Source organism: Dysgonomonas sp. BGC7 (genome assembly GCF_001261735.1).
Taxonomy (GTDB): domain Bacteria; phylum Bacteroidota; class Bacteroidia; order Bacteroidales; family Dysgonomonadaceae; genus Dysgonomonas.
The window spans coordinates 66,361-91,118 of the sequence record NZ_CVRP01000013.1 but is presented as its reverse complement, the minus strand read 5'-3'; the positions used below and the strand labels follow the sequence as shown (position 1 = coordinate 91,118).

The 24,758-nt window shown below is 33.7% G+C and carries 23 protein-coding genes; 5 read left to right on the top strand and 18 right to left on the bottom strand.

The features are described from left to right. Nucleotides 1-13 precede the first annotated feature (13 nt). The 9 genes from BGC7_RS12605 to BGC7_RS18200 all read right to left on the bottom strand — a co-directional run bounded on the left by BGC7_RS12605 (nucleotide 14) and on the right by BGC7_RS18200 (nucleotide 10,687). The gene (locus BGC7_RS12605) at nucleotides 14-577 is read right to left on the bottom strand and encodes a PepSY-associated TM helix domain-containing protein (protein ID WP_050701958.1); all 564 of its coding nucleotides are present in this window, start codon (nucleotides 575-577) and stop codon (nucleotides 14-16) included. Next, the gene (locus tag BGC7_RS12600) at nucleotides 546-1,094 is read right to left on the bottom strand and encodes a hypothetical protein (RefSeq protein ID WP_050701957.1); all 549 of its coding nucleotides are present in this window, start codon (nucleotides 1,092-1,094) and stop codon (nucleotides 546-548) included. Before BGC7_RS12600 ends, BGC7_RS12605 begins: the two co-directional genes overlap by 32 nt. Nucleotides 1,095-1,099: 5 nt before the next feature. After that, nucleotides 1,100-2,332 carry a DUF4857 domain-containing protein gene (locus BGC7_RS12595; RefSeq protein ID WP_050701956.1) on the bottom strand — a complete coding sequence of 411 codons (1,233 nt, stop codon included), beginning with the start codon at nucleotides 2,330-2,332 and terminating at the stop codon, nucleotides 1,100-1,102. 30 nt (nucleotides 2,333-2,362) lie between these two features. After that, nucleotides 2,363-3,034, bottom strand: a complete 672-nt coding sequence (locus tag BGC7_RS12590; protein WP_050701955.1) for a hypothetical protein — start codon at nucleotides 3,032-3,034, stop codon at nucleotides 2,363-2,365. 7 nt (nucleotides 3,035-3,041) lie between these two features. Next, nucleotides 3,042-3,917, bottom strand: a complete 876-nt coding sequence (locus BGC7_RS12585) for an ABC transporter ATP-binding protein (RefSeq protein ID WP_050701954.1) — start codon at nucleotides 3,915-3,917, stop codon at nucleotides 3,042-3,044. Between the two features lie 53 nt (nucleotides 3,918-3,970). Next, entirely contained in the window at nucleotides 3,971-5,590 is a 1,620-nt protein-coding gene (locus BGC7_RS12580; protein WP_050701953.1) for a DUF6850 family outer membrane beta-barrel protein, read from the bottom strand. 22 nt (nucleotides 5,591-5,612) lie between these two features. Next, a complete protein-coding gene (locus BGC7_RS12575; RefSeq protein WP_050701952.1) occupies nucleotides 5,613-6,944 on the bottom strand; it encodes a DUF4876 domain-containing protein in 1,332 nt (443 codons plus the stop codon). Nucleotides 6,945-6,979: 35 nt separating this feature from the next. Further along, nucleotides 6,980-9,949, bottom strand: coding sequence for a TonB-dependent receptor (locus tag BGC7_RS12570; protein ID WP_050701951.1), 2,970 nt, complete (start codon nucleotides 9,947-9,949; stop codon nucleotides 6,980-6,982). A gap of 609 nt (nucleotides 9,950-10,558) precedes the next feature. Then, nucleotides 10,559-10,687, bottom strand: a complete 129-nt coding sequence (locus BGC7_RS18200) for a hypothetical protein (RefSeq protein ID WP_255351475.1) — start codon at nucleotides 10,685-10,687, stop codon at nucleotides 10,559-10,561. Nucleotides 10,688-10,727: 40 nt separating this feature from the next. Between BGC7_RS18200 and BGC7_RS12565 the strand changes: the two genes are divergently transcribed. Both BGC7_RS12565 and BGC7_RS12560 read left to right on the top strand, forming a co-directional pair. After that, nucleotides 10,728-10,928 carry a hypothetical protein gene (locus BGC7_RS12565; protein WP_050701950.1) on the top strand — a complete coding sequence of 67 codons (201 nt, stop codon included), beginning with the start codon at nucleotides 10,728-10,730 and terminating at the stop codon, nucleotides 10,926-10,928. A gap of 106 nt (nucleotides 10,929-11,034) precedes the next feature. Beyond that, entirely contained in the window at nucleotides 11,035-11,466 is a 432-nt protein-coding gene (locus BGC7_RS12560) for a hypothetical protein (RefSeq protein ID WP_050701949.1), read from the top strand. A gap of 171 nt (nucleotides 11,467-11,637) precedes the next feature. Here the strand turns inward: BGC7_RS12560 and BGC7_RS12555 are convergent, their stop codons facing one another. The 7 genes from BGC7_RS12555 to BGC7_RS12525 all read right to left on the bottom strand — a co-directional run bounded on the left by BGC7_RS12555 (nucleotide 11,638) and on the right by BGC7_RS12525 (nucleotide 17,759). Next, a complete protein-coding gene (locus tag BGC7_RS12555; protein ID WP_157258721.1) occupies nucleotides 11,638-12,438 on the bottom strand; it encodes a hypothetical protein in 801 nt (266 codons plus the stop codon). Between the two features lie 16 nt (nucleotides 12,439-12,454). Beyond that, nucleotides 12,455-13,249: a hypothetical protein gene (locus tag BGC7_RS12550; protein WP_157258720.1), complete on the bottom strand. Its 795-nt coding sequence runs from the start codon at nucleotides 13,247-13,249 to the stop codon at nucleotides 12,455-12,457. A gap of 2 nt (nucleotides 13,250-13,251) precedes the next feature. Further along, a complete protein-coding gene (locus tag BGC7_RS12545; RefSeq protein ID WP_050701946.1) occupies nucleotides 13,252-14,043 on the bottom strand; it encodes a hypothetical protein in 792 nt (263 codons plus the stop codon). Nucleotides 14,044-14,189: 146 nt separating this feature from the next. Then, the gene (locus BGC7_RS12540; protein WP_082206708.1) at nucleotides 14,190-15,122 is read right to left on the bottom strand and encodes a hypothetical protein; all 933 of its coding nucleotides are present in this window, start codon (nucleotides 15,120-15,122) and stop codon (nucleotides 14,190-14,192) included. Between the two features lie 19 nt (nucleotides 15,123-15,141). Then, entirely contained in the window at nucleotides 15,142-16,053 is a 912-nt protein-coding gene (locus BGC7_RS12535; protein WP_050702076.1) for a hypothetical protein, read from the bottom strand. Between the two features lie 11 nt (nucleotides 16,054-16,064). After that, nucleotides 16,065-16,970 (bottom strand): hypothetical protein, encoded by a 906-nt coding sequence (locus BGC7_RS12530; protein WP_050701944.1) that lies wholly within the window; start codon nucleotides 16,968-16,970, stop codon nucleotides 16,065-16,067. A 27-nt stretch (nucleotides 16,971-16,997) separates the two neighbouring features. Beyond that, nucleotides 16,998-17,759: a hypothetical protein gene (locus BGC7_RS12525; RefSeq protein ID WP_050701943.1), complete on the bottom strand. Its 762-nt coding sequence runs from the start codon at nucleotides 17,757-17,759 to the stop codon at nucleotides 16,998-17,000. Nucleotides 17,760-18,646: 887 nt separating this feature from the next. Between BGC7_RS12525 and BGC7_RS12520 the strand changes: the two genes are divergently transcribed. The 3 genes from BGC7_RS12520 to BGC7_RS12510 all read left to right on the top strand — a co-directional run bounded on the left by BGC7_RS12520 (nucleotide 18,647) and on the right by BGC7_RS12510 (nucleotide 23,612). Beyond that, the gene (locus BGC7_RS12520; protein ID WP_050701942.1) at nucleotides 18,647-19,537 is read left to right on the top strand and encodes a LysR substrate-binding domain-containing protein; all 891 of its coding nucleotides are present in this window, start codon (nucleotides 18,647-18,649) and stop codon (nucleotides 19,535-19,537) included. A 924-nt stretch (nucleotides 19,538-20,461) separates the two neighbouring features. Then, nucleotides 20,462-22,453 carry an ATP-dependent nuclease gene (locus BGC7_RS12515; protein ID WP_050701941.1) on the top strand — a complete coding sequence of 664 codons (1,992 nt, stop codon included), beginning with the start codon at nucleotides 20,462-20,464 and terminating at the stop codon, nucleotides 22,451-22,453. Between the two features lie 160 nt (nucleotides 22,454-22,613). Then, nucleotides 22,614-23,612, top strand: a complete 999-nt coding sequence (locus tag BGC7_RS12510; protein WP_050701940.1) for a hypothetical protein — start codon at nucleotides 22,614-22,616, stop codon at nucleotides 23,610-23,612. Nucleotides 23,613-23,823: 211 nt separating this feature from the next. Here BGC7_RS12510 and BGC7_RS12505 read toward each other — a convergent pair whose 3' ends face one another. Next, nucleotides 23,824-24,225 carry a lipocalin family protein gene (locus BGC7_RS12505; protein ID WP_050701939.1) on the bottom strand — a complete coding sequence of 134 codons (402 nt, stop codon included), beginning with the start codon at nucleotides 24,223-24,225 and terminating at the stop codon, nucleotides 23,824-23,826. Between the two features lie 27 nt (nucleotides 24,226-24,252). Further along, nucleotides 24,253-24,693, bottom strand: coding sequence for an outer membrane beta-barrel protein (locus tag BGC7_RS12500; protein ID WP_050701938.1), 441 nt, complete (start codon nucleotides 24,691-24,693; stop codon nucleotides 24,253-24,255). Nucleotides 24,694-24,758 lie beyond the last annotated feature (65 nt).

The window sequence follows — 24,758 nt, the reverse complement described above, 5'->3', positions numbered from 1 at the left end:
ATAGAAACAGAGGTTAAGAAAGTATGATATAAAGAACGGGAACTATAAAGCCCAGTAGTAAATACCACTTTCCTCGACCTGCAATACCATTCTTTCCTTTTACCATGATCAGACCGGATAGAGCAAAGAAAATAAGGGATACGGCAAAGAAATCTGCCATCACACTCCAACCTTTCACTTGATTGTAGTGCAGTTTATTTATCCAATAAACAAACTGTCGTTTGCTATGTTTTTCATAATCGAGTGTTCCGCTATCTGCATTGTAAACACCAACTCCACCTTCCAACATTAGTCGTAGGTGCTGATCATCAATTGGTAGTATTTTGCGTAAAGGAGGTACATCTTTCCTGTCATTCCACCAGAATGTCAGTTCTTCAGAATTGAGCCCTTTCTCTGCTTGTAATGTTACCTCTTCAGTGTGGAAAGCAGGATCTTTACCATTCATATGGTTTAGCAAGATTCCTGAAATTGCGTAAACCAGACTGACACCGACCATCAAGAAGCCTAAGTCTCGATGGATAATCCTCGCCCAACGGCGCAAGCTCTTATTGCTCGACGATACTGAATTCTTCTCCATCCATGTAGTAAATGGCGTAATAATCTTTATTGTTCTTCTTCATCCAGTCGCGCATCTCATTGATATTGGAAAGCTCAGCCTGGCATGTTTCGGCAGAACCATCTTCTTTTACTTTCTTGTCGTTTACATCCTTTTCGTATTGGTCTATATATTCTTTAGTCAAGCGGCGTTCTTTTACAATACCTGTTATTGCCAGTTCCGAACCTACCAATTCGCGGTTGAATCCTCCAATATTACCTTTAGCTTCTACGCGCATAGATACGTTTTCATTATCTCCTACAATGAAACAACGTTTGCCTGAATGTTTACACGTGTGAGTTACACTACCTTTCACAGTTACCTTTTTGTCGACAAGCTGATCAGCTACCGCAAGAAGACTGTCTAAAGGGTAAACAGCAAGATCTGATACTTGAGCTACAGAAGTTGAATCACTATCATTTCCTTTGTTGTCTGCACTTTTGCTTGTACAAGAGGCGAGACAAATAGCCACTATGGCTAAGAACATCATTTTTTTCATATACTTTATTTGTTTTTTGAATTAGGCAATATTAATAGGGCTATTAAGCCTGCTACACCAGTTAAAAGAATATATATCCCATTGAAGATTTTTTTCTTGGGAGAACCTGAGACAAAGATAATAATTGATAATCCTAAAATTATATTTACAATAAACCCATAAATACCTGTATAGTGGAAATAAGGTTGTATATAGCTACTTTCTGATTTTTCGAATGTCAAGTATAATGGAAAAGCCCATTTTGATACTGCATCCCATTTACCGGATGTACGATCTATAGTGTGCTCTGCAATTCTTTTTAGACTTTCAGAGTCTAGTGCATAATTCTTTTTAGCAAGAGGTGTAACAACGGAAACTGTCCAGTCAAACATATTACCCATCAGTATTACTTCGTCTTTTTGTATATCTATCGGATCTATATCCAGTTTTACGGTTTTGTACTTGGACCCATCGTTTTCGATAATATAGATTTCACCTTGCTTACTGAAAAGGAAGCCATAGAACCGTTTGTCTGCAACTTCCAGCATTGAGAAATAAACAGGTTGTATTTTTTCTCCAATCTTTGTGTTTTTTACATAAGGACGGCCATTAACCATCTTTATGTGAAATAGTTGATTATTAGCATCCAATACAAAGTATCCTTCATCGTAGGGTTTGCGTGGATTTGGATTTCCAGCAAGCCATTGGGCAGGATATTGAAAACCTTCCTTATCAAAAGCCTGTTGGAAAAGTTGGCTTTTCTCTGTTTCTAAAGTATTTGTTTGTGCATCAATAAACTCAATGCTGTTTTTTAGACGGAACACATCGTCTGGGATTTCTAGCCCTACACGTTTAGGCATGGTTTCGAATAAAATATAAAGCCCATTAACCAGCGTATTTATATCTGATGGTTTATATTTATAGACCACAGATTTAGCACGAAGTATCTGCGGAGTTATTTTTTGTCCATTGATACTGTCAGGTAGTTTTCCATCGGTCATCAGTTGACGATAGTTGAGCATTGGCATTAGAGAATCAAACTGTGCCGTATTATACTTGTTCCCCTTCAAATCCTCCATCGGAAACTTTTTGTTCTTATAATCAATTATACCAATATCTTTCAATATAGTACTGTAATAGACAAAGGGATACTGGTCGGATGTATATGTTGCTTTATGTATCAAGGCAGGAACGGCCCACATCCCAATTAGTGTAATGAATAGTAGTATTGCTATATAGATAATATTTTTCAACTTCATTTTTGTAACTTTCTATAGGTTGATATTCCTTTATTGTGCTCCATCCTTGAAGCGATACATAGAGTAGAATGGGAAGAAAAAGCAGACAATCAGTATTACTGTCAGAAACGGAATGAAAGGTGCGTAAGCTCCCGAAGCAGAGCGTATAAACAAGAAGGAAAGAAATGCAACAGAAGCTAATGCATATCCTATCCGTTGACGCCATACTGGCTCTAAGCTTATCCATGACGCTAGTAAATATCCGAACACTCCGGCAAATAGGTGTGGTAAACTGTTCCATATCATACTTTCTATGATTTCTTTCGGATAATAGAACGAGAAAGAAAACGATAATATAAGATAACTTAGTGAAAATATAAACAACAATATACTTACGCCGAACATGAGTAGAGTAATCATAATCCTAGTCTCAGTGAGAGGCAGGTGCAAAGTTAATTTTAGGCGTTTATCCTGCATTTCGGGAGCAAATTGGGCAATGCCTAATAGAAGACCTGCTAGAAGAGGTATCCATTGAGTAAAGCTAGGCAGAATAGGCATATCTTTAAGGATAACAGTTGCCCAAGTCTGTACAGCGCCTCCTACACGAAATTGTTGTCCAGTGTTTATCAATGAGTAAATAATCAGGGCAACAAAGATAACCCCAATCAATGTAATCACACGTCGGGTTTTAATCCATTCTTTTAATAAAAGAGCTTGTATCATATTCTTATTAATATTTACCTGTTAAACCAATGAAAGCATCCTCTAGTGTGAGCGCCTCTTCTTTTATATTGTTTGTGTTGAAAGAAGCTAATTTCTGACTTACAGCTTCTATTCCGTCAAAGGAATAAGTTTCCCAAGCCGAACCTATTTGTTCAGTATTCCATAGCCCTTCTATAGTGCCAATTTCATTTGTTTCGGTAGTAAAACGATATCGCTTAAATTTATTCATGATGTGGCTTGTAGGTTGATGAAGAAGTATTCTGCCATAGTCGAGAATGATACAATCATCAATGAGCATTTCCATATCTTGAATAATATGAGATGTGAGAAAAATTGTTTTATCTTCGGCTGTTGCGTATTCTTTTAGATACTCAATGAATAAACGGCGATAGCCGGGGTCTAGTCCCATAGAGAAATCGTCGAGGATAAGCAAATCGGGATTTTGTGCAAATAATAGTCCTAAAGCTACTTGAGAACGCTGTCCACAAGACATAGTGCTTATCTTCTGGGTTTTCGTTACTTGTAGCTTTTTTAGTAATTCATAATAAGCATCTCTGTTCCAATTAGGGAAAAACTTGCTATAGAATTTCTCTATTTGTACAACATTGAGATATGTATGTTGGATATGACCTTCAAGTAAAAGTCCTATGCGAGCTTTGGTTTGTGGAGTAAAATGTTCCATCTCCTCTCCAAAGATTCGGCACATACCTGATTGTGGGCGCAAATATCCATTGAGAATATTAATAATAGTGGTCTTTCCGGTTCCATTTTTTCCAAGTAAACCGAGTATTTTCCCTTTTTTGACCTCGAAACTTAAATCTTTATAGATAAGTTTCGCCCCATAATAGTGGGTTATTTGGTCACATTGAATGATTGTGTCCATTACTGATTCTTTTGTGATAGTTATTCTTAGTGATTTCTTTTCTTAGTCGTTCCCTAAAATCCAACTCCTACCGATAAAGATAGTTCATTGAAGGTTTTGCCAATATATTGGGGCGAGAAAGCATTTGTCAAAGCATAATTAAACTGTGCGTATCCTTTCATTTTATTAGGAAGCAATCTTGAATAGCGAAATCCAATATTTCCCTGAATATGTTCCGTAGTAAGGTACTCGAATTCTCGATAGATATAACGATCTAAACTGACTGTTTTGGATTGTCCTTGGGCAGAAGGATCGTAGGTTCCATCTTTCTTTTCGTTTCCTCCTCCCGAATGATAACTAAATCCAAGAGTAAAACTATATTGGTTTCTCGATTTTATGATATTACGACTGGCAGATACTGCTGCATACCATTGATTAATATCTTGTTTCCGGTAATTAGGATAAAAGGAAACCGTTTGTTTCATACTATTTACGGCAGCATTAATGTTTAATATCCATGTGGGCAAGTAGTTTTCTACTCCAAGATATGCAGTGTAGGCTCCCCTTAGTTTCCAGATAGTTTTATCCAATATTGGGGTTTGTGCAACATGTTTGATAACAGTTTCTCCATTTGGTAACGTGCTTTTCTGAAAAGAGTTTTCATTATTGATGAGTGATTCCTTATTTATATTAAATGAAAGTATATGTTTGTTCTTCCTGTTTAGTAAAGATAAGTTTCCTCTGTATTCAATTATCTTTGAATCGTGTTCTGTATATACTCTGTAAGAAGTCCCTCGTCTGCCGAAATATCCGTCGCGCCATTTGGCTGTTAGTTCATTGAGAAATTGTATTTGTGAAGTAGGTGTAAAATTTAACTGAAGCGATGCTCCATTATGTTCTTCAAATAAAGGTTCACCTTTGGAATCCTTTTTTGTATAGTCGCTACCGGTGCTAAATAATTCCTGATAACCAATGAAAATGCCAAAGTCTATTAATGAATTAAATTGTTGATCTTTATTTCCGTATGATTGAAATCGTATATTTTCTACTCTGCGCTGATATGTGTAATTAATTCCTGCTTCCCAGAATGGAAATATACGGTAAATGGCTCCTGAAGAGAATGTTAAATCCATCTCCTTGTTGTCGTGACGTAAATCTTTGAACTTAGTATAATTGGATGCTTTATAGTCGAGCTTTGCTCCGATATTTAATTTCGGCAAAAGTTCGACGCTAAAACCTCCTGTAAGCCGGTATGTGTCTAAAGCCTTATCTCCTCGTGTGCTATCTGCAAACTCTACTATATTGAATGGATTTTTATATGGGTCGATGAATGACGATCCCCCCATGTTTTTACCTTCGAAACGATTGTATTTTACCTCTCCATAAAAAACGGTTTTCGGGTTCAGACGGTATAGGGATTTAACCTCGCCTCCATATTCGAAACTATTGTCTGATTGGAAATAATTAGTGAATTTACCGTTATTTTTGCCGAAATAGACTTCTGCATATGAAAGACTATTGACGGTGAAAGAATAAAGCCCTGCTGCATTATTAGAATGCAGCCAGGGATTTGAATCATGTACATACTCATAACTTTCCCATCCTGTTTTGTTGGATTGGGCTACTAATACATTTGGTAGCCAAAATGTAGAGAGAAGTAAAAAAATAGTTATATTCTGTACCTTTTTTATCATTATATTATGCTTGTTGATCAAATTAATCTTTTAACGAAGCTTTAATGCGTTGATGGAAATCGTTAGTAGAGTTGTTGGTATCTTTGTATTTAATATGTGCTCCTTTCTTTATGGAAGCTTCCGCATCTATTCCACTCGGATCAGTAGACCCTTCTGCTTTATCTGTTGTACCTAACGAATAGTTATAAACCAGTTTGCCGGCATTGCTTTCAATTGCTTCTGTTGCTTCTTTATCTACATTTCGGTATATTGAGTATCCAAAGCCACCGATCATTGCTACATGTCCTGCATCTACAGTGGGTGTTAATCGTTTAAGACCGTCTACGCCTTGTCCTTTTACTTCTACACCATCGAGAATCCAATCTGTCGGTACTTTCAGACTGATTGATGTAGTGCTTCCGAAATAGTCATCTCTATTGTTAGCATTACTGGCAAAAGCTATTGGTGTAGTTCCTTTCGTTGTGAAAATAAAGAAAGTCGGAGAAACTATACTTATCGCCCAAGCGTTCCCCGCCCCATAAATAGCAGCCGATAAACGATGGCTAGAAGGAATTTCTGTAGACGGAGAGGGGTAAACGGTTACATTAGTAAATTGTCCTAGAATATCATACGTACAATAATATTCGGAGTTTGCAAAATTGATAGAATTACTATAGGTTTTTGTATTGTCAACAGCATTTTTTAGTGCGATTACGATTTGTTTTCCTGCTGCTATTGAAACCGTATTGTTAAAATACCAAATAGCTGTACCAGCAGGTATCCAACCTTCTGCTTCATAAGAAAGCTTTCCATCTGTATAATACTTATTGGAGCTCGTAAAGTTGTAAGGGATTGTTGTTCCTAATGCCACATTTTCCAGTTTCAATTCTATATCTGAATTATTGTAGAGAACAACGTAAGCATCGTTTATAAACTTTCCAGAACCATCATCTTTCTGACATCCTCCTGTATACAATTCTTTAATGATTATCCCTCCTTTTTCGGAAGCTGTCAAGGTCAATGTTACTGGAGTGGAGCTTATCCAATTACTGCCTACAGTAAAAGTCTGATTTCCATTTAATAAAAAAGAGTTTCCGTCAATAGCTCTACTCTCGGTTGCAGATACATTGTAAATACCTGCTGCTACTTTAAAAGTGGCCTCGCCTGAAGCATTTGTTTTACCGGTATAAGTTGTTGTAGAAGTTGTATTCACTAATGTTATATTCGTATTTTCTACAGGGGTGTAACCAGTAGGATAAGCAAGATTTATGGTCACATCATACGTTAGATACTCATTGTTGTCGTCACTGTCGCTACAAGAAGTTCCGATTAGTAGAACAGCTATAAGTAGAGATAATAATTTTTGTAAATTCATAACTTGTTTTTTTATTGTATTTAGTAAAGAGTTTTTTATAGTTTGATCCGTAAGGTTAAACCATAATAAAACTCAGGAATATAACTTGATCCGTATAAAGAATATTCACTATCATTTTGTTTGTTTTTTACTTTGGCTACATTGTTAATAAAATTATTTGCAAAAAAAGATATTGAAATGTGTTCTCCCATCTCCTTCGTTACATTCAGGTTAGCAGAGAAATAAGCAGATATATTCGTTGGTCTGAAGTAATAATTAGTATTTGTTTTAACTATCATTTTAATGAGTTCGCCGTATAGAGTCTGATCATTAGTTTTTGCCCATAATAACTTTTCTGCAAAAGGAATTTGCGTGTTCATGTCGTCCAAACTTATATAATATAGAGGGTAAAGTGCTACAAAATTGCCTCCTTTATATATATCTGTTACTGTGCCGGAAGGTAGATAGTCTGCTTTGTCTTCTAGGGCATAACTGCGAGTACCTGTTGCCGATTGACTAAACATTTGTTTATAATTATACAAACAACTTTCTATTCGGAGAGAAATAATTGTGCGTATTGCCGGAATATGAGTGCTGACAGACAGATTATTCGTTATTTTTTTTGATAAGCTGCCATTTGCAGCATTGGAAGAGCCTTCGTAGAACCCAACATATTTATAAGGAGTTTTGTCTGCCATATTTTGGCTCGAATTAGGCATACTCGCTACTAATCCGGTTTCTAATCCTTTGTAATAATTATATGATCCGTCTATCTGAAAAGAAGTATGAATAGCTGAAATTTTTCCGAAATTGATAACCCATTCTAATCCCTTTCTAGAGAAACTGTCTCCGTTATAATAGTAACTGCTCGAATTGAAAGTTTTTCTTTCAGTATATGCTAATTGCTCGCTGGGTAAGCTTCCCGTTAAGTCTGATACGGTAACAATACCTGTGACTCTATCTATTGCGTATGATCTATTTGCATGTGGTATGGAGACTTTACCCATTTCCGTCTCGCTATCTGTAAATCTGTACGAATAGGGAGTGTACAAGGTGGTTAAAGTATAAGGATCAATAGTTTTGTTGTTGTATGCTGTAAGTGAAATGTTTACTTGTCCTATACGAGCGTTGAACTCTAGCTCTATTAAACGACTTCTTTGCCATTTCAGATCGGGATTGTAAATGGTTGTACTTGGTGTCGTATTATATGCATAATAGGTTGTATTATCAGGTGTAGGAGGTGCAGAAAAAGCTAATCTGTCCTGATAAGTAGGTGTAGGGTTTAGTATATATGAGGAAGGAAGTTTGACTGCATCTCCAAACCCGAGACGCAAACTCATTAATGAGAGAGTGCTTTTGGAGCGATTCCAGAATGTATATTTCGCGCTAATCCTTGGGGATAAACTGCTGACTGTTCCATAATCAGAGCCTTTTATATATGTTAAATCGCTACGAAGGCCGATAGAAGCTCTAAGTGAAGTCTTTCTTGGTAAGACAAAGTTTATCTCGTCTTCCGCGTAAATTGCCAGATTATTAACTGCTGATTGTTCGTCGTATCTATATTCTCTCCATGTAGGAGCATAACGCATATCAGTGTAATACTCACCTCTTCCTAAATTACTTGTATGGTTAAAATCAACGCCAACCATAGTCTTATTGATTATTTCTTCGAATTTTCGAGTCCAATTTGCCTTTAGTTTGTTTGTGTAAATAAGAGGCTTACTATCTTCGCGTTTAATGTAATACCAATATCCTCCGGGTATTAATATGATTTCAGTATCAGGGTTTACATCATACAAGGCTCCCATAAAATGTCCTTGTTCCATTGTATGTATAGCAGGTGTTGATGTTCCATTATCCTTGTTTGTTTTTTTTTCTGTCAATAAATCCGAATAGCTGAGGGTACCTGAAAATTCTAATTTGGTAATCCATGATTTGTTAAGTAACCAATCTAATTTCACATTCAGTCTAAGTGCATTATCTCTTTCTTTTGTATAGGTGTCTATAAAGGCATCGGGATCGCCATGGGAATCATAGCCTCCAATATTTCCTGAAAATCCAATAGATAAGTTTAATGGATTATTTCGATTTTTATCGAAGGTTTTGGTGTAGATAAGTGAGAGGTTGTTTCTATCATAAGTCGTATAAGGAGATGCAATATCTGAATTAGATTTTGTATGTTCAAAACTAGCATTCATTATTCCGCGTTTACCACCAAGATCAAAACCCTTATTGAACGAGATTGATTTAGTATTTGGTCTGGTAGATAATTCTACATTTAATGGAGATTTACCTCGCTTCGAATTTATTTTTATCATTCCGTTTGATAGATCTCCGTATTCAACGGAGGGAACACCTGTTATAATCTCAACAGATTCTATATTGTTTGAGGCTATACTGCGAGTATCAGCACCCTTTATTTCTTTTATAAACTGACTATTACTGGATAGTCGAACACCGTCGACCTCAACAGCTGTACCAAAGGAGGATAATCCAAGCTCGCCTGTCCCTGTCGAACGAATGTCGAAGTGATCTGCTCCACTTCGACTGACTGCTAAATTTGTTTTTTTGCTAGTCTGGCCTCCGGGCAGGAGTGCTGCAATCTCAGTAATGTTCAATACCTGTAACTGGTCTAATGCAGCCCGCTCTATAGTGTAGGCTGTTGTAAGATCTTCTGTTTTTTTCTCGGCAGTTACAACGACCTCATTTAACAGTAAGTTATCTTCTGCTAAATAGAAAATCAGGTCGTCTTTATTTTTGTCAACTTGTATTTTGAATGTGCTTTTCTCATATCCGAGAATTGAAAAGCTTAAGTCGAAAGTTCCTTTTGGAATATTTTTGAGAATAAATCTTCCTTCGATATCAGAATAAACAGCTAAACTGAGGTCTGGAATAGAAATAATAGCGTACTCTATTGGAGTTTGTTTTTTTTTGTCTAAGACCTTTCCTGATATTGTATAAAACTGGCAATATGCAGATTCAATAATGCATATGAGTAAAAAACAGAGTAATAAACTCTTTTTCATTAATTTTATAAAATGTTAGAGGCGCAAATTTAAATATATGAAAAGAAAATTTCAATACCACTATGTAGGTATTTTTGTATCAATAAATACCATGTTGTAGGTATTCTTTTGTTGTCTTAAATTATAATATATCTAGATTTTAGTTTGGCTAAATTGCAATATCAATTGAATTTTTAATCTTTTTTATCTTCTCAATTATGATAAAAATATATAAAGACGGGACAGTAATTACATACTAAATTTGGATTTGAAAAGAAAGAGCAGCAACTGAAGTTCGAGCAAACAAGAAAAAACTTATACAGGGATATTATTATAATTTTGACTATTGCAATAATTTTCTTTATCTTCCTTTATCGTGTAAAATACTCAAAGCAAAAACTGTTAAATACGGTGTATGTATTTTTATGAAAATGTATTCAAAAGACATCGTAGAACTTTTACATGTAGAAAATACTACTGTCAGATAGATAAACTATTGCGGTTACGTATGTTGGGATCTTGTTGATCGTACAACTTATTTGTTAACTGTGCAATAACCTTATTGCACGACAATACAACTAGAATAATTATGTAATTAGATAAGATGAATAAATCAGTGTTATAGAATACTTAGATAGAATTGCTTATATTATTGATGATATAGTCGAATGTTTCAGTATTAATCTTGTCGGAGACATATTCTTTGCTACTTATGTTTTCTTCTTTGTAATAGATACGAGCCATAATTTTAGTCCCCATATGCTATTTTTCTTTTAGTCATAGGCAGGTTAATAATTTTTTGAACAGTAGAGCAAGTGGAATTTCTATATCTAATGATGCGTATGTTCATGTGACAACTCCCTATGGAGCTAGTCGTATTCTAAAAGACGGTCTAAACCCTCAAATATCAGGATTTGTTACTAAGTGGAAGCATGTAAAAGATGTTATAGAATCAGCGGTTTTTAATACAAAATTATATAGTCAAAAACTATGGCCGTAAACACAAGGAAAGTTGGATAACGGATTTCATTATTGATACCAATTGGCAATATAGTTTTTTAGTAATACCTAGGGATTTCCTATCCGAAAAGGATTTGGAATCATTAATGGATGAAGATGGATTCTTTGAAGATGATATTTGTTGGATGAGAAATTCAATATCGCCTCTCTTTTTCAGGGATATTATTAATATTATATCCGAAGGGAAACCATGGAGTAAGAATTTATTGGTTTATGGTGATTTAGGATCTAATTGTTTCGAAATATTAAGTATAAATAATATTGTTCAATCCGTATCATTTAGAATTGATTTTACTAGTCAGGATGAAATTGTATTAAGTAAGATTACTGAATTCTGTATTTTAAAAGGATTGATAATTTTAGATGAGAGCCTAAACATTATTCCTTTAAATATAGAAACTATAAGATCTGTGATTCTGAATGTACTACAAGTGAGAAAATATAATTTATCGTTAGATAATGAAGGAACTAATTGGCTTGTACTTTTAGTCATATTATTTAACTTAGGATTGCAATGATGTATTACGTGTCTTTAATCCCCATTTTTTACATATATTATTTGGCTAACTGTACCATAAAACATTCAGCTTGCTCTGTTCGAAACAGCCATCCTTTGCAACAAAACGGCTGATTCGATTTATTAGTACTAATCGGACTCTCCAATGTAATAAGAATCAATAAAAAGTAAGTTATTGTATTTTAATAACGGTTACGCTGGAAGGGCTTGTATTATCAAAATTTAAAACTCCATCGTACCTAGTTCCATCCTTATACCTCTGTGAATGCAGAGTCAATATTTGTCCCGCCTCTACTTTAATATAAGAATTTGAATTAAAGGCAAACCTTCCATCAATATTAACACTACTTGGATTATATTGAGGCACGAGAGTAATAATCTTAGCCGAAACTAGGATTCCATCTAGGTTAAAATAAATATAATTACTCAGTCTTGATTCATCTTTTGCCGGATTTTGCTTTAAAGCAAGATTTACCGATACAATGTAGAGTCCGGCTTTTTTGATTTTGAGCTTGTGATCATCTATTCTTTCGAAAATAGACGGATCATCATTAAACTTCTCATTATTGTAAATATCAATAGTTACAGGGGTTGCCACTGTGGGAGGATTAAAGTTAGTTGTGTTTGATAATGAATTGGTAAATTTAATAGCCTTTGATCTTGTTACCCCAATCGTACTTGGGATAATCCATTTATTATTTACCCAAGCATAAACTCCGGGAATAACTATATTATTGCCTGTACCTGCTCTGACCGTATTGAAGACAAGAGTACCATCAGGGATATTTCCGGCCAGTGGTGATTTGTCACTTGCCCCTGCCAATTTAACCCTCGGTATTAATACCCCTTTATTTGTAGATGTAATATCTAAGACAGATGACGATATTGGGTCTGTAGTCCCAATTCCGACCTGACTAAACATCTGAACTGTAAAGATACAATTTATTACAAAACTTAATATTGTTCTTTTCATACAACTGTTTTTTCTATTAACGAATACGAAGTATAGCTATACTGGAATCTCCACTTTGAAAGAATGGAACTATGGCTGTGCCACCGGAAAAAGTACCTGTTGTTCTTTTTATTTTAACGCAGACCAAGTCTCCATCGTTTAGTTCTAAATATTCAGTAAAAGCATGCGAGAAAAGACCTCTGCCTCCAGCCACACCAGCCGTGTATCCAGGAGAAAAGACCTGCTCTGTCCCAACAGGATTTCCATTAATGTATATCCTGGCACTTAAAGAGACTCTTCCGGCATTACCTCCACTTTTTCGGTTAAAAGATAAAAGACTTGAGATAGAATATAGTCCAGGCAGATTAATTTTCACTTCCTGATTCACTGGATTCACTTCGTAAATAAGTGGATTTTCATTGATAATTTTATTGCCAAATAATTTTATGTTTTGCCATGAAGTCGTATTATAATTGGTAGAAGTCTCAGTGTTTGTATACTTCATTAATATATTGGTAATATTCGTATTTAAGTTTGTCCATTGTTGATTTTCTACACTCCACCAATATAATCCTGGGGAAATCGTATTTGGAAAACTTCCTGCTGTAGCTGTATTAAAAACCATTGTTCCGGTAAGTATTGATGTCGGGAGGGGAGATGTTGAATAGCGAGATGACAGAGTTACCCGAGGAAACAAGACTCCTTTATCCGATGCATCTAATTGTAGAGCAACTCCATCTCCGATTATTTCTGTACCTATTCCTACCTGCCCGTGTGCTGTATAGGCAAATAACGACATTAAGAATGCAAGACATAAATATATTTTTTTCATGCTTATCTGATTTTTTCTATGGATATAGTTGAAGTATCGGGATTTTTAAAATAGACATCTGTTCCTGGGTCTAATTCATAAGTTTTTACCCTTAAGGTGTGTCCGGCAACGTTTATCGGAACATAGATTATAAAAGATCTTCCGTTAGGAAAATATGCCTCTTCTCCTCCTTCACTATCCCATCTTCCCGGAATATATATATTATCGGAAACAATATCGTCTGTATTATTTACAACGACTTCAATACCGAAATTGTCTGCCCCTCCATCAGATGCTAGGTCAAGGTTTAGAATCACTTTGTAATATCCGGTTTCATTAATTCTTAGAGTGGAATTATTTACCTTTTCATACAAAGATGTATTGTTGTTGAATCTGACATTTGCAAATAAATCGGCATAAATTCCACTCCCGCTATTGATATCTGTTTTGGTATCCTGATTCGAAAACATCGACGTTGCACTAGCATTCTTCTGAGCCATTCTGTGCCAATTCGAATCTGTATTATCCCAATAATAGAAGCCGGGGATTACTGCAGTTTCCCCCGCCCCGTTTGTAGCAGTATTATATATCATTAACCCTGTTGCAGGGGTACCTGTAGCAGGAGAGAAGACAACAGTAGATGAGAGCGACAACCTGGGAAAAAGAAGTCCGCCATTATAAGAAGTTCCCTTCAGAGGTGTACTTTCTACCTGCAATATAATATTGGGATCTGTCACCTCAGTACCAATTCCCACCTGTGCCAATATATTAGTAGCTATTAGAAACAATAGTATGCTTAAAATCGATTTACTCATTATTTAATTATTTTTACTCTAAGATTGGTGTGTAAAATGCTTATTTGTAGGTAAATATGATGTAATCATATTTGTTGAGATTGCCAAAAGAAAACCTGAAATATCTCATCTCAGGCTCTCCAAAAGACAAACTATACAAATTACAATTAAAGTTTCCAAAAAATAAGAGATGTTTTTTGTGGTATCATTTGAAAAGGTGCTGCACGGAGACTTCCTCTAGCCATTTCGGGGGCACCCCAACGTATACAAACCTGATCATCTTTGTTTCCACTTACTGTAAGGGTAACAGAGGCTGTCATTATTCTGTTAGCTTCTGACTCTTCAAACGAAGTCAGATTTATTTCTGAAACATCAAGTACATCTTTGACTGCGGTAGAAGCTCCTTTCATCGCCCATAAATACCCGACAGCTCGAGTATTGCTATTAGCAGACTGTTTCATATATAGCCTAAAGGATAGGGCGAACGATCCTGTTTCGGGCAAAGTGATATATTGTAAAGCTTTTTCCTTTGTGGCCGGATTGGCCCAAAGCAAGGCAGTCGATTTACTAGGATTTTCATAGGCTTTTGTATCTGTCACAGGATCAACATATCCAGTTCCTGTAGAAGTTGTTACCCCAGCCCACAAGTCGCGATACTCGATGACAGATATAAATTCCTTTTCTAATAGTTTATTCCACTGATTATTGTAGTAACTATATAGACCGGACTTCATTGTCGCATTGTCGGTTGTGTTATAAACTACCATTCCATCCTCTGGATTCGGTACTGTCTCTATATCATTAGCGCTTCTCAATTTTACTCTGTTAGGTAAAAAAGCACTATTGGCTCCACCTAGTTTGAGTTGTGCACTGGAGTCAGCATCAGGAATAACTCCAATACCTATGTTGGAACTATTAAGAGACTGGTTAATAACAAGATCATCACCCGTTTTATCCTTAGGAATCGAGCCCGTCTTTGGATTATTTCCTAGTCCGTCGATATGTAAAGCTCCTTTTGTATTGTCAGTTTTAATACCTACCTGTGACTGCACATATATTACATTCGAACAGACTATCATAAATAATATTAATATTCTCATTTCTAAAACTCTTAAAAAATTATTTTATCAGCCAATAAGCAAAGGATGTACGGTTGGCCACCATATCCTGACTTGATATTAATTTCCAAACTTGAGTATCAGGACCAGTATGCCCAAACCGTATAATAATAACATCCCCTTTGTCAAGATAAGTCGTTGTTAGCATTGGGGAATAGGTTCCAAACTTACCATTTGCTTTTACGACTGTCATCCGTGTTTTATCCATTAACACCTCTGCTCCTATACCTCCTTTTTTCTTAAATAAATATATATAATAGTCACCGTATCGTACTGTTGTATTGGTGGCTATTTGTCCATACAAACGGAAAACGAAAAGATATCGTCCGGCTTCAGGAACAACAATATCTCCACCAGTTATACCTATTTTAATGGCATTGGCACCAGTAGTTTCATTCGAAAGCTTAGTAGATGAAACATTTTCAACTATATTTTTGATATTCGAAGTCTGACCTCCACTTACGATTTCTTTATCAACAAGTCTCAGCCATCTTTTATTTACATTCATATATGTACCAGGGCTAACAGCTTCTTCTCCTACTCCGCTGGTCGCAGTATTATAGATAATCATACCATCACTCGGCAAAGGAACAGTAGTTAAATCCGAAGCAGACGTTAGGGCTACTCTATTTAGCAGTAATGCTTTATTGGGGTCATTTAACTCAAGCGAAGCCTCTCGTTCTGGGCTCAATTCTTTTCCTCCTATTACAAGGTTAGCTTCAGAATTCTTATTCAGCCTGAATATGAGATCGTCTTTTAGCTTATCGCTATTTTGAGGATTAACAGAAGGATTATCTCCTTGTGCATCCACATTTAATATTTTAATCGGGTTATCTGTCTTTATGCCTACCTGAGCTATACATGATCCTATAGACAAAAGCGATAGGCATAAAAACGTTATATATCTGTTCATGTTTTTTGTTTTCAAATTTTCCAAAGTACGACTGAAGTCTCGTCAGGTAAGAGTGTCCATATAGAAGATGTATATGTAGATATAATGAGGGATATCTTATCTCCTTTTTTTGCACCGAATCCCAAGACTATAGGATAAGTAGCATATCGCCCTGTTCCTTTATATGCCGCAGGATTTATTTCAGCGATATCCAAAATTGATTTAGTACCATCGTCAGCTATCGAGACTACTGCGATATATACTCCCATCCTCGAATAACTCTCTAGGCGAGGAATGTTTTTAGCTGTAACAGTTCCTACAAGACTAATATTCATAGAATAAGCAGCCTCTGTACCTATCTCTATAATATCAGACGAAGTAGAAGCTCCATTAAGTTTTAGAGATAAGGGAGCATAGCCATCAAGGTTTGTATATGAAGCTACTGTAGGCACAAGCAAAGCTGTAGATAAAGAAAAAGAATGATAGCCTTGTTCTCCCAAAGATTGTGCGACTAGATAAATCCATCTGTTTTTACTTGCATTAAAAACATACAAACCCGGAATTACATTGTTGGGGGGCGACCCACCCATACTTGTATTGTAAACCATCATTCCATCCACTGGATTTGTTATGGGGTTGCTGATACCAGCTCCAGTGCCACGTACATCAGTAAGTTTTACTCTGTTGGGCATGAATGCTTTATTTCTCCCGCCCAGACTTATGGATGATGATGGATAGAAGATATCATCATCTATGGCTACTGAAATACCATCATTCCCATCCTGATCTATAAGAACTCCCTTTGTAGTGGATAAGGGGTCACTTTTTATCTGTAATATGCCCTCGGGTGATTCGGTGTTTATTCCTACCTGAGAATAAGAATAAAAGGGGATGGTGCTTATGAGAAGTAAAGATAATATTTTAATAAAAAATTCCATTATTATAATTAGTTATATATAGTTGAATTATTGTATAAAATATGTTCCGGAAACAACAATTAAATCTCCTGTCTGGATTGTTCCTCTATTAAGAAAAGTCCCTACACTCTCTCTTACATTCTGGATATAGATGCTTCCGTCAAAGTCTATTTTGCTTTCGGCTGTGGTTGAAATAGCTCTTACTGGAAATTCAGCCAAACAGTTGATATTTATACCGTTCGTGCTAGCCAAAGATGAAGCTATCGGTTTATAGGCTGCTTTGTTTGTAGCATTAGTGATGGCAGCTACCATCAATGGATGGTTAGTAGCATTCCAAGATTGGATTGCAGTTCCTGTCCGTTCCAGTTTAATTATAAAGTTAACCACTTTTCCATAGCTATGGAAATCTTGATCTTTTATAGACCAGCCTGTCTGAGCTGTCCAAAGATTATTCAGTTTCTCTTCTGTCATAACAAAAGAGCTAGATCCTGCTCGTACCCACTGGGTTCCGGTATTATAATAACAACCGGGGAAGACCTCATCGTCTACATCTGCTATGTTATAAACAAACATACCTTTAACATGAGCTTTCAATGGATAAAAGTTAGTCAAAGCCTTTAACTCGACACGAGGTAATAACAGCCCTTTAGTAGAAGGTTGTTTATCTCCTTCTTTGAGGTCTAACAGGGCATTATTATCCGGAGTAATCCCTGAACCGATTGTTACTTGTGCTTGTGCTTGTGTATTGAGGAAAAAGATTCCAATTAGCAATAAAACGGCTAATTTAATTTTAATAGTCTTTTGTTTCATAACGTCTTATGTTTAATATTTATGACTGTATTGCATATCAGACTTTTCTATAACAGGGTTATAAATAATGTCTGATCTTAATAGAAAAGCTTTTTGATGATTTACCGACTTAGAGTAGGACTTATTCTTTTAGATGTAGATATGTGTAACTTTTGCTTTCTGCTATTTTGTAATATATATTTGTAGTTATGTCTAGTTTCGTTTTGCAAAATACTCTAATTTCGAAGAAGAGTAAGGGATATCCTATTTAGTCTAACTTTTTTCTAAATTGGCATCATAATATTGTAAATTCATTGTTCGAACAATATATTTCTGATAGCCAACCGAATATATTAAACCAAAATCACTTATATCATATCTGAAGATAGAGGTGACACACAGTGATTCTTTTCTCTAGCCCGTTTTTCCTTGCCAACATTTGGTCCTTGTTGAATTGAAGTTATATTCGTACTGATAATACCAATAGCTTCTATTATTACTAATTTTTCAAATGTAAAAACTCTCATTCTTTCGTCTGTTATTATGTTGTAGTAAAGTAAAGTCGTTCTTTTGTGTCACAAAAATAAATGTTCTGTATGGATATTTTATATTTTATTTTTTTATAAGATATAATAAAAAATTATAGGCACCGTCTTCTTTTCTAAATATCATTAGAAGAATTTAGCCCTCTTTTCGTTATGAGCACATGGGGTATAAAATACTAATTTTGCTTTAATATTATCAATTGTCTACTATCCTTTATGTAAATTCTATATCTGACAGTTGGAATTAAGATTTTTGACTCAAAAAGGCACTCAAATATTAGCTTATTGTTATATATCTCATATTTTTTTGTAATTTGCCACGGATTAATTGATTAAAGATTAACGAAAAACTAATAGATAGCGATGTTTAATTTTAGAATCAGAGTATTTCATTCTGTTGCTACCAGCTTAAGTTTCTCAGAAACTGCGAGAGAGTTAAATATAACACAACCGGCAGTAACAAACCATATTAAAGAGTTAGAGAGTGCATTGGGTATAAGTTTATTTTATCGCGGACAAAATAAAATATCGTTGACAAATAGTGGTAAGATTTTGTTGAAATATGCAAAACGTACCATTAATGATTATAAAAACCTTGAATACGAAATTGGTATAGAAAAGAAAGCCTATGTAGGACGATTGAAAATAACAGTGAGTACCACTGTTGGCCAATATATATTACCTCCTGTACTAGCTAGATTCAATGCACGTTTTCCTGATATTAAGATATCTCTATACAATAGTAATACAACAACATTAGAAAATGACTATATCTCTAACGATGCAGACTTGGGTATAATAGGAGGAAGTATTGGTCGAAAAGAATTCAAACACATTCCTTTTATGAAAGATGAAATAGTTGCTGTGGCACATAGCTCTCAACCAATCTCTAAGAAAGAGCAAATTAGTATAAATGAGTTGATAGAAATACCTTTGGTCTTAAGAGAAACAGGTTCCGGTACATTAGATATTATTACAAAAGAATTGCGAAAGCAAGATATAAAAACGAAAGATCTAAATATAAAAATGTATTTAGGAAATACAGAAAGTATTAAATCTTTTCTGGCAAATGCGAATTGTCTTGGTTTTGTATCTATCTATTCTATCAGCAAGGAGATATCCCGTGGTGAATATCAGATTGTAGACATTCAGGATTTAAATATAACGCGTACATTTAATTTTATATACCCTCAAGGATATCAAAACAAATTAAGAGATATGTTTATAGATTTCTGTATCTCTGATATGAGATAAACTTATTAAGTTTCCCTTGTGTCTTTATTACATCCAATTTGTTATTAGAAATGCAGGAGTCAAACGTACTATTTTGATTTTTAAACAAATAGATCGTGTATAGATGTTGGATCTTATTGAAGAGTGTAAATCTTCAGCATAAAGTTTACAAGTGGATTGAAATACACTGAAAAATATATTCGTGCAGTAGATTCATTAAAAGAAAAGGCTATAAACTGCCGGAAATCAACATAAAATAAAAATCAATAACTAGAAATAAAGGGCAAATTATAATATATAAGACTCCGGATAGCAATACACAACGCGATGTTAAGTTAGATCAAGACACAGTTTGGTTATATCAGAACCAAATAGCAGAGTTTTTGGCACAAAGTGATTTGCAATAACTAACATTGAGCGGTAAGATTAAGGTTATTTGCTAATGAGAATTTTTGAAAAAATCTTATTTGATGGAAAAGCACTTTGAACCATTTTAATTAAAATATATGAAATCGTCTTGTCATTAGAGGTTTATTTTCTTATCCTTTCAAATTTCTCATAACTCAAAGTTTTTAATTCTAAATATTGTGTTGCAATTATATTATGTAATGTTTTACACCCTAACAAAAGGAAAAACTCCTGATTTTTCAGATGAAAATCAGGAGCCTTAAGTACCCCTAAGCGTTCTATTCTCGAACCAATTTCTTGAAGATTTGGATTTGATTTATGAATTGAGAGAGTGGATTCCTAAACCATAAGATTAGTCTATTTATATATACGAGAGGCTCGAAATATTGAACCTTTACTTAGACTTTTTAAAAGTGATTGATTTTCTCTAATGTTCAGCAAATATTATGAAATTATTGAAAGATATAAAGTGAATAATAACTTACTTATATTATACTTAAAATGTTAATTTTGCACATAATAATAAAGTATTTAATTATGCAAATAAAATTAAAGAATCAATATAAATCATTATATCCTTTTGAAAGTGAGAATTTATCAGATTTCTCTGTGATAACAGGGAAAAATGGTAGTGGAAAATCCCAATTGCTTGAGCTATTGTATTATAAATCTCAAAATCGAGCAGAAGTCAACCAGATTGATATTAGTATAATTCCTTATTTTAATAAAATTCAATTTGAAGGTATTTCTAAACAATCAGCATTCAAAATTAACCATGATGAATGGAAGAAATCTTTGAAAAAGACTGTTGATTTATTTATAGTAATGCCAGAGGAAGAAAAGAGGTTTCATGCTTATATGATTGAGAATAATTTAATTGATAAGATATTAGCAAATAATTATAGAGAAGTACTTCTATCTGAGGACGAGTATTGTTTTAATTTAATAGAACAAATAATAAGAAAAAAATCACTTTCTCTTTATTATTCTCATAGAGAGCAGAATCCCAAAATTCAGAAACAAGTAACAGTTCTTAACAGTACTTATTTTCAAAAAAATATATTGAAGGCTATTTTGTTAGCAAAAGAAGTTGCAGCATATCTAGAAAAGAAATTCTTTGACCTCAAAGAACATGATTTTTACACAACTCCAATTAGTGAATACTGGGTTGATGAGAATGACTTATTTCAATCGAAATTGGAGATTATTTTTTATAATTATTCGAGAAGACGCCATAAAAATGATTATGAGTTTTATAGAAAAGAAAAGTATAAGATACCTAATAGCTCTATTTCTGATTTGGACTTTATAAAAAGATATCCAGAGCCTTGGAAAACAATTAATGATATTCTTGAAAAATATAATATTGATTTTTATTTTAAAGGATTAGAACCTGGTCAATTTACAGAAGATGTAAATATGGATAATCCATTGCATAAAAAATCAACAGAAACTCAAATCTTATTTGAAAATCTATCCTCTGGAGAAAAAGTAGTAATTGGTCTGATATTAAAGTTATTTTTAAGTGACTATTATGAGGGGAAATTAGAATATCCTAATCTACTATTACTAGATGAACCTGATGCTCACTTACATCCAGAAATGTCGAAACTTTTGATTGATATACTAAATGAAGTATTTGTAAAACAATTAGGAATAAAAGTAATTTTTTCAACTCATTCACCTTCAACTATCGCTTTATGTCCAGATGATTGTATTTATCAGTTAGAAAATGGAGAGAACACTCAACTTAAAAAAATATCAAAAGATATTGCCTTAGAACTTCTTACTAGTTTTATTCCAACGCTAAGTATAAACTATAAAAATCACAAACAAGTTTTTGTTGAAAGTCCTACTGATGTGATGTATTATCAAGGCTTACATGATAAACATCTACAATCGAATAAACTAGATTATAGGTTATATTTTATATCTAATGGATATGGTAAGAGTAATTGTGACCATGTATATAAGATAGTTGAAGAATTAAGAAAAAGTGGAAATGATACATCTTTTGGAATTGTCGATTGGGATTTAGCAAACAAACCTAATGAAAACATTTTAGTACATGGACTAAATGAAAGATATAGTGTTGAGAATTTTATATTAGACCCAATTTATATATATTGTCTTTTGATAGATATGGGGGACGCACATAAAACATCTGAAAGATTAGGATTAGAGCTGGGATTCAACCAATATTTATTAGGATATAAAAGTGAAACTGAATTACAAAGATATGTAGATTTGTTTTTTGAAGATTTTACAAAAAAATATCCTGCATTTAATACAAATGGTGAAAAAGTTGAATGGAAATATTTGAATGAAAAAAAACTTTTAATTCCTAAAGAATATTCCTCAATGCAAGGTCATGAAATTGTAACTAAAATAAAAGAAATTTATCCTGCTTTTGGAAAATTCAATAATGAAGGAGATTTACAAAAAGCATTATATCCAATCATTCTTAAATGTTATCCATTTGTTCCTATATCTACAATAAAAATTATTGAATCACTATCTAAAAATTAGATGTTTTTTCACTAACTATTTACTATTAATATTAAAATCTTATTTTTTACTAAAGAAGTTTCATTTCTCTATCAAGAAGGGAAATATGTAGCCTGTGGACTACACTAATAATGTTTAGTATAGTTCACTTGAAAAATAAGAAGTTTAATTATTAATTAAAATGAATAGTTATGAAAACAAACATTTAAAATTTGATACAGTAAAAATAAGAACCAATAAAGAATACTTGAAAAATACATTTATTAAATTTAATCCACGATATAAACCAAATGGAGATTTAATAAATACATTTTATAATTCAAAAGATGATGATAGATTTATTCCTTATAATTTATATATTGGAATTAGTGATAAATCATTAACATTAGAATTTTCATTTAAGGTATTATTAAATGATTATCCCAAACTTATAACAAAAGATTCTTTTAAACAATGCTTAGAGAATATCAACCAACTTGTTATTTGTAGTCTCGATGTTGATTCTATTGCAGAGGATTGTTATTTTTCAAAGGTTCATATAACCAATGGCATAAAATATGACTTGACAGACAACATTCTGCATAGTCTTAATTCATGCGTTGATAATTACAGACGCTTTAAATGGGAACGTTATAGAAAAGATGGAATACGTTTTAATAAAGATGTAAAATCAAAATCCTGCAAAGAATCCATTGTCATATATGATAAAGAAAAGGAGATTATAAAGAATGATGATTTTCTTTCAGTCCTTAATTGTCCAAACAAAGTAATAAGTTATTTTGATGGTGTCACACGTTTTGAAATGGAATTAGATACTCCCAAGAAAATATGTAATGCACTAAATACAGATACAAGCCATATAAGTGAGATATTCAGTTCAAATGAAAATCCTTTATTAAACCAATTCAATAAGATTTTTGAAAAAACAGAAATTGAGAATAAACAATATATTACCAATTATGAAACCTATGCAATGAATGCCATTATTGACAAGCATAATGGGGATATTAAGAAAATAGAGCAAGAGATGAAAGACCTTAACATATATAGTAAAAATTCTCGTAATGGTTTGTCTGAAAGAATGAAAAAAATAAAAGTACTTATACGGCAACGAAACGAGCGACTATATAAATCCAGTGGAATATTAGCTGATATAAGGCAAAAACTAAGCGATAAGTGACTTTTTTAGAGGTACTTTGACACCTCAACATAGGTCTTTTAATCTCTGAAATGTGCTATTTACGTTAATTTTGGCGTGTATCGCTTCATTAAGATTATCTTATGTTTAAATTAGAATTTTGTAGCAAATTAAAAATGTATCAAAATAATCTTGAAAAAGACCTTTTGATACATTTTTATTGTTATCAATTTAATCTAAAAGATTAGATTGATTATTCAATCCTTTTATAAGTAGTCGTAATGTAACCTGATGAAAGAGGATTTCTTACCTTTGCTGTAAAGGTGGTTTTATTAAGTTCAATAATCTCAGTGGTGAAAGATAAACCTAATTTCGAAGCGTAGTTAAATGTTTTATCGTTTATTGTCCAAGTACCAAAATCATCATACTCATCTCCGTCACCATAGCTATAAGTCCCATCGGATTTAATATTGAAAATCCAATTTTTTTCGTCCTCGTCTACACCTTGAGGTGAGCTTTCAATTTTCCATTTACCAACAATCAGAGATTTGTTATTGCTATCATTATCTTCATCATCTTTACTACAAGATGATACACTGAGCATCAAAAACGATATTACCAATAAAGTAAAATATTTTAAATTATTCTTTTCCATAATATTATATCAGAGTATAGTTTGTGATTAAAGTTTATAGCCGATTGTTAACGTTGGGACACTCTGTGAACCCGATTCACTCATGGCACTGTATTTGAATTGAAATCCAGCATGAAATTTATCATTGATATCATACCGACCACCAAGACCTAAATTCAGCCCAAACTTTGTTTCGTTGTCCGCACCACTGCCTTCCCATGAATTAATTCCAAAACCAATGATAGGAAATACTTTAACCTTGCTGCCAATGCCATACAATCTGTGGTAATCAAAGTTGATTTCTTTTAGGCTTACCCCATCTTTTTTAAGATAAGCATTGATAGATGGCGAAAATTCGTGTTTTTTACCAGTGAGGTTAAAAGTAAGCCCAAAGCTCATTGTTTCAATTTTAGAACCGTACAGGAGATTAGCTTGTAAAGAATTTTTAGTATCCTGTGCTTGAATACTACCAAGCAAAGCGAATACCATTACTAATGGAATGAGAAATTTTTTTATGAAAATTGATTTTAATTAATTAAATACATACTAGTTAT

Bases quoted from the DNA above. Each gene is read 5' to 3' on its own strand.
- BGC7_RS12500 (WP_050701938.1), bottom strand. From the start codon at position 24,693: ATGGTATTCGCTTTGCTTGGTAGTATTCAAGCACAGGATACTAAAAAT.
- BGC7_RS12550 (WP_157258720.1), bottom strand. From the start codon at position 13,249: ATGAAAAAAATATATTTATGTCTTGCATTCTTAATGTCGTTATTTGCC.
- BGC7_RS12595 (WP_050701956.1), bottom strand. From the start codon at position 2,332: ATGAAGTTGAAAAATATTATCTATATAGCAATACTACTATTCATTACA.
- BGC7_RS12520 (WP_050701942.1), top strand. From the start codon at position 18,647: ATGTTTAATTTTAGAATCAGAGTATTTCATTCTGTTGCTACCAGCTTA.
- BGC7_RS12560 (WP_050701949.1), top strand. From the start codon at position 11,035: ATGGATGAAGATGGATTCTTTGAAGATGATATTTGTTGGATGAGAAAT.
- BGC7_RS12515 (WP_050701941.1), top strand. From the start codon at position 20,462: ATGCAAATAAAATTAAAGAATCAATATAAATCATTATATCCTTTTGAA.
- BGC7_RS12545 (WP_050701946.1), bottom strand. From the start codon at position 14,043: ATGAGTAAATCGATTTTAAGCATACTATTGTTTCTAATAGCTACTAAT.
- BGC7_RS18200 (WP_255351475.1), bottom strand. From the start codon at position 10,687: ATGGGGACTAAAATTATGGCTCGTATCTATTACAAAGAAGAAAACATA.
- BGC7_RS12580 (WP_050701953.1), bottom strand. From the start codon at position 5,590: ATGATAAAAAAGGTACAGAATATAACTATTTTTTTACTTCTCTCTACA.
- BGC7_RS12590 (WP_050701955.1), bottom strand. From the start codon at position 3,034: ATGATACAAGCTCTTTTATTAAAAGAATGGATTAAAACCCGACGTGTG.
- BGC7_RS12605 (WP_050701958.1), bottom strand. From the start codon at position 577: ATGGAGAAGAATTCAGTATCGTCGAGCAATAAGAGCTTGCGCCGTTGG.
- BGC7_RS12510 (WP_050701940.1), top strand. From the start codon at position 22,614: ATGAATAGTTATGAAAACAAACATTTAAAATTTGATACAGTAAAAATA.
- BGC7_RS12525 (WP_050701943.1), bottom strand. From the start codon at position 17,759: ATGAAACAAAAGACTATTAAAATTAAATTAGCCGTTTTATTGCTAATT.
- BGC7_RS12505 (WP_050701939.1), bottom strand. From the start codon at position 24,225: ATGGAAAAGAATAATTTAAAATATTTTACTTTATTGGTAATATCGTTT.
- BGC7_RS12570 (WP_050701951.1), bottom strand. From the start codon at position 9,949: ATGAAAAAGAGTTTATTACTCTGTTTTTTACTCATATGCATTATTGAA.
- BGC7_RS12555 (WP_157258721.1), bottom strand. From the start codon at position 12,438: ATGAAAAGAACAATATTAAGTTTTGTAATAAATTGTATCTTTACAGTT.
- BGC7_RS12540 (WP_082206708.1), bottom strand. From the start codon at position 15,122: ATGAGAATATTAATATTATTTATGATAGTCTGTTCGAATGTAATATAT.
- BGC7_RS12585 (WP_050701954.1), bottom strand. From the start codon at position 3,917: ATGGACACAATCATTCAATGTGACCAAATAACCCACTATTATGGGGCG.
- BGC7_RS12535 (WP_050702076.1), bottom strand. From the start codon at position 16,053: ATGAACAGATATATAACGTTTTTATGCCTATCGCTTTTGTCTATAGGA.
- BGC7_RS12530 (WP_050701944.1), bottom strand. From the start codon at position 16,970: ATGGAATTTTTTATTAAAATATTATCTTTACTTCTCATAAGCACCATC.
- BGC7_RS12575 (WP_050701952.1), bottom strand. From the start codon at position 6,944: ATGAATTTACAAAAATTATTATCTCTACTTATAGCTGTTCTACTAATC.
- BGC7_RS12600 (WP_050701957.1), bottom strand. From the start codon at position 1,094: ATGAAAAAAATGATGTTCTTAGCCATAGTGGCTATTTGTCTCGCCTCT.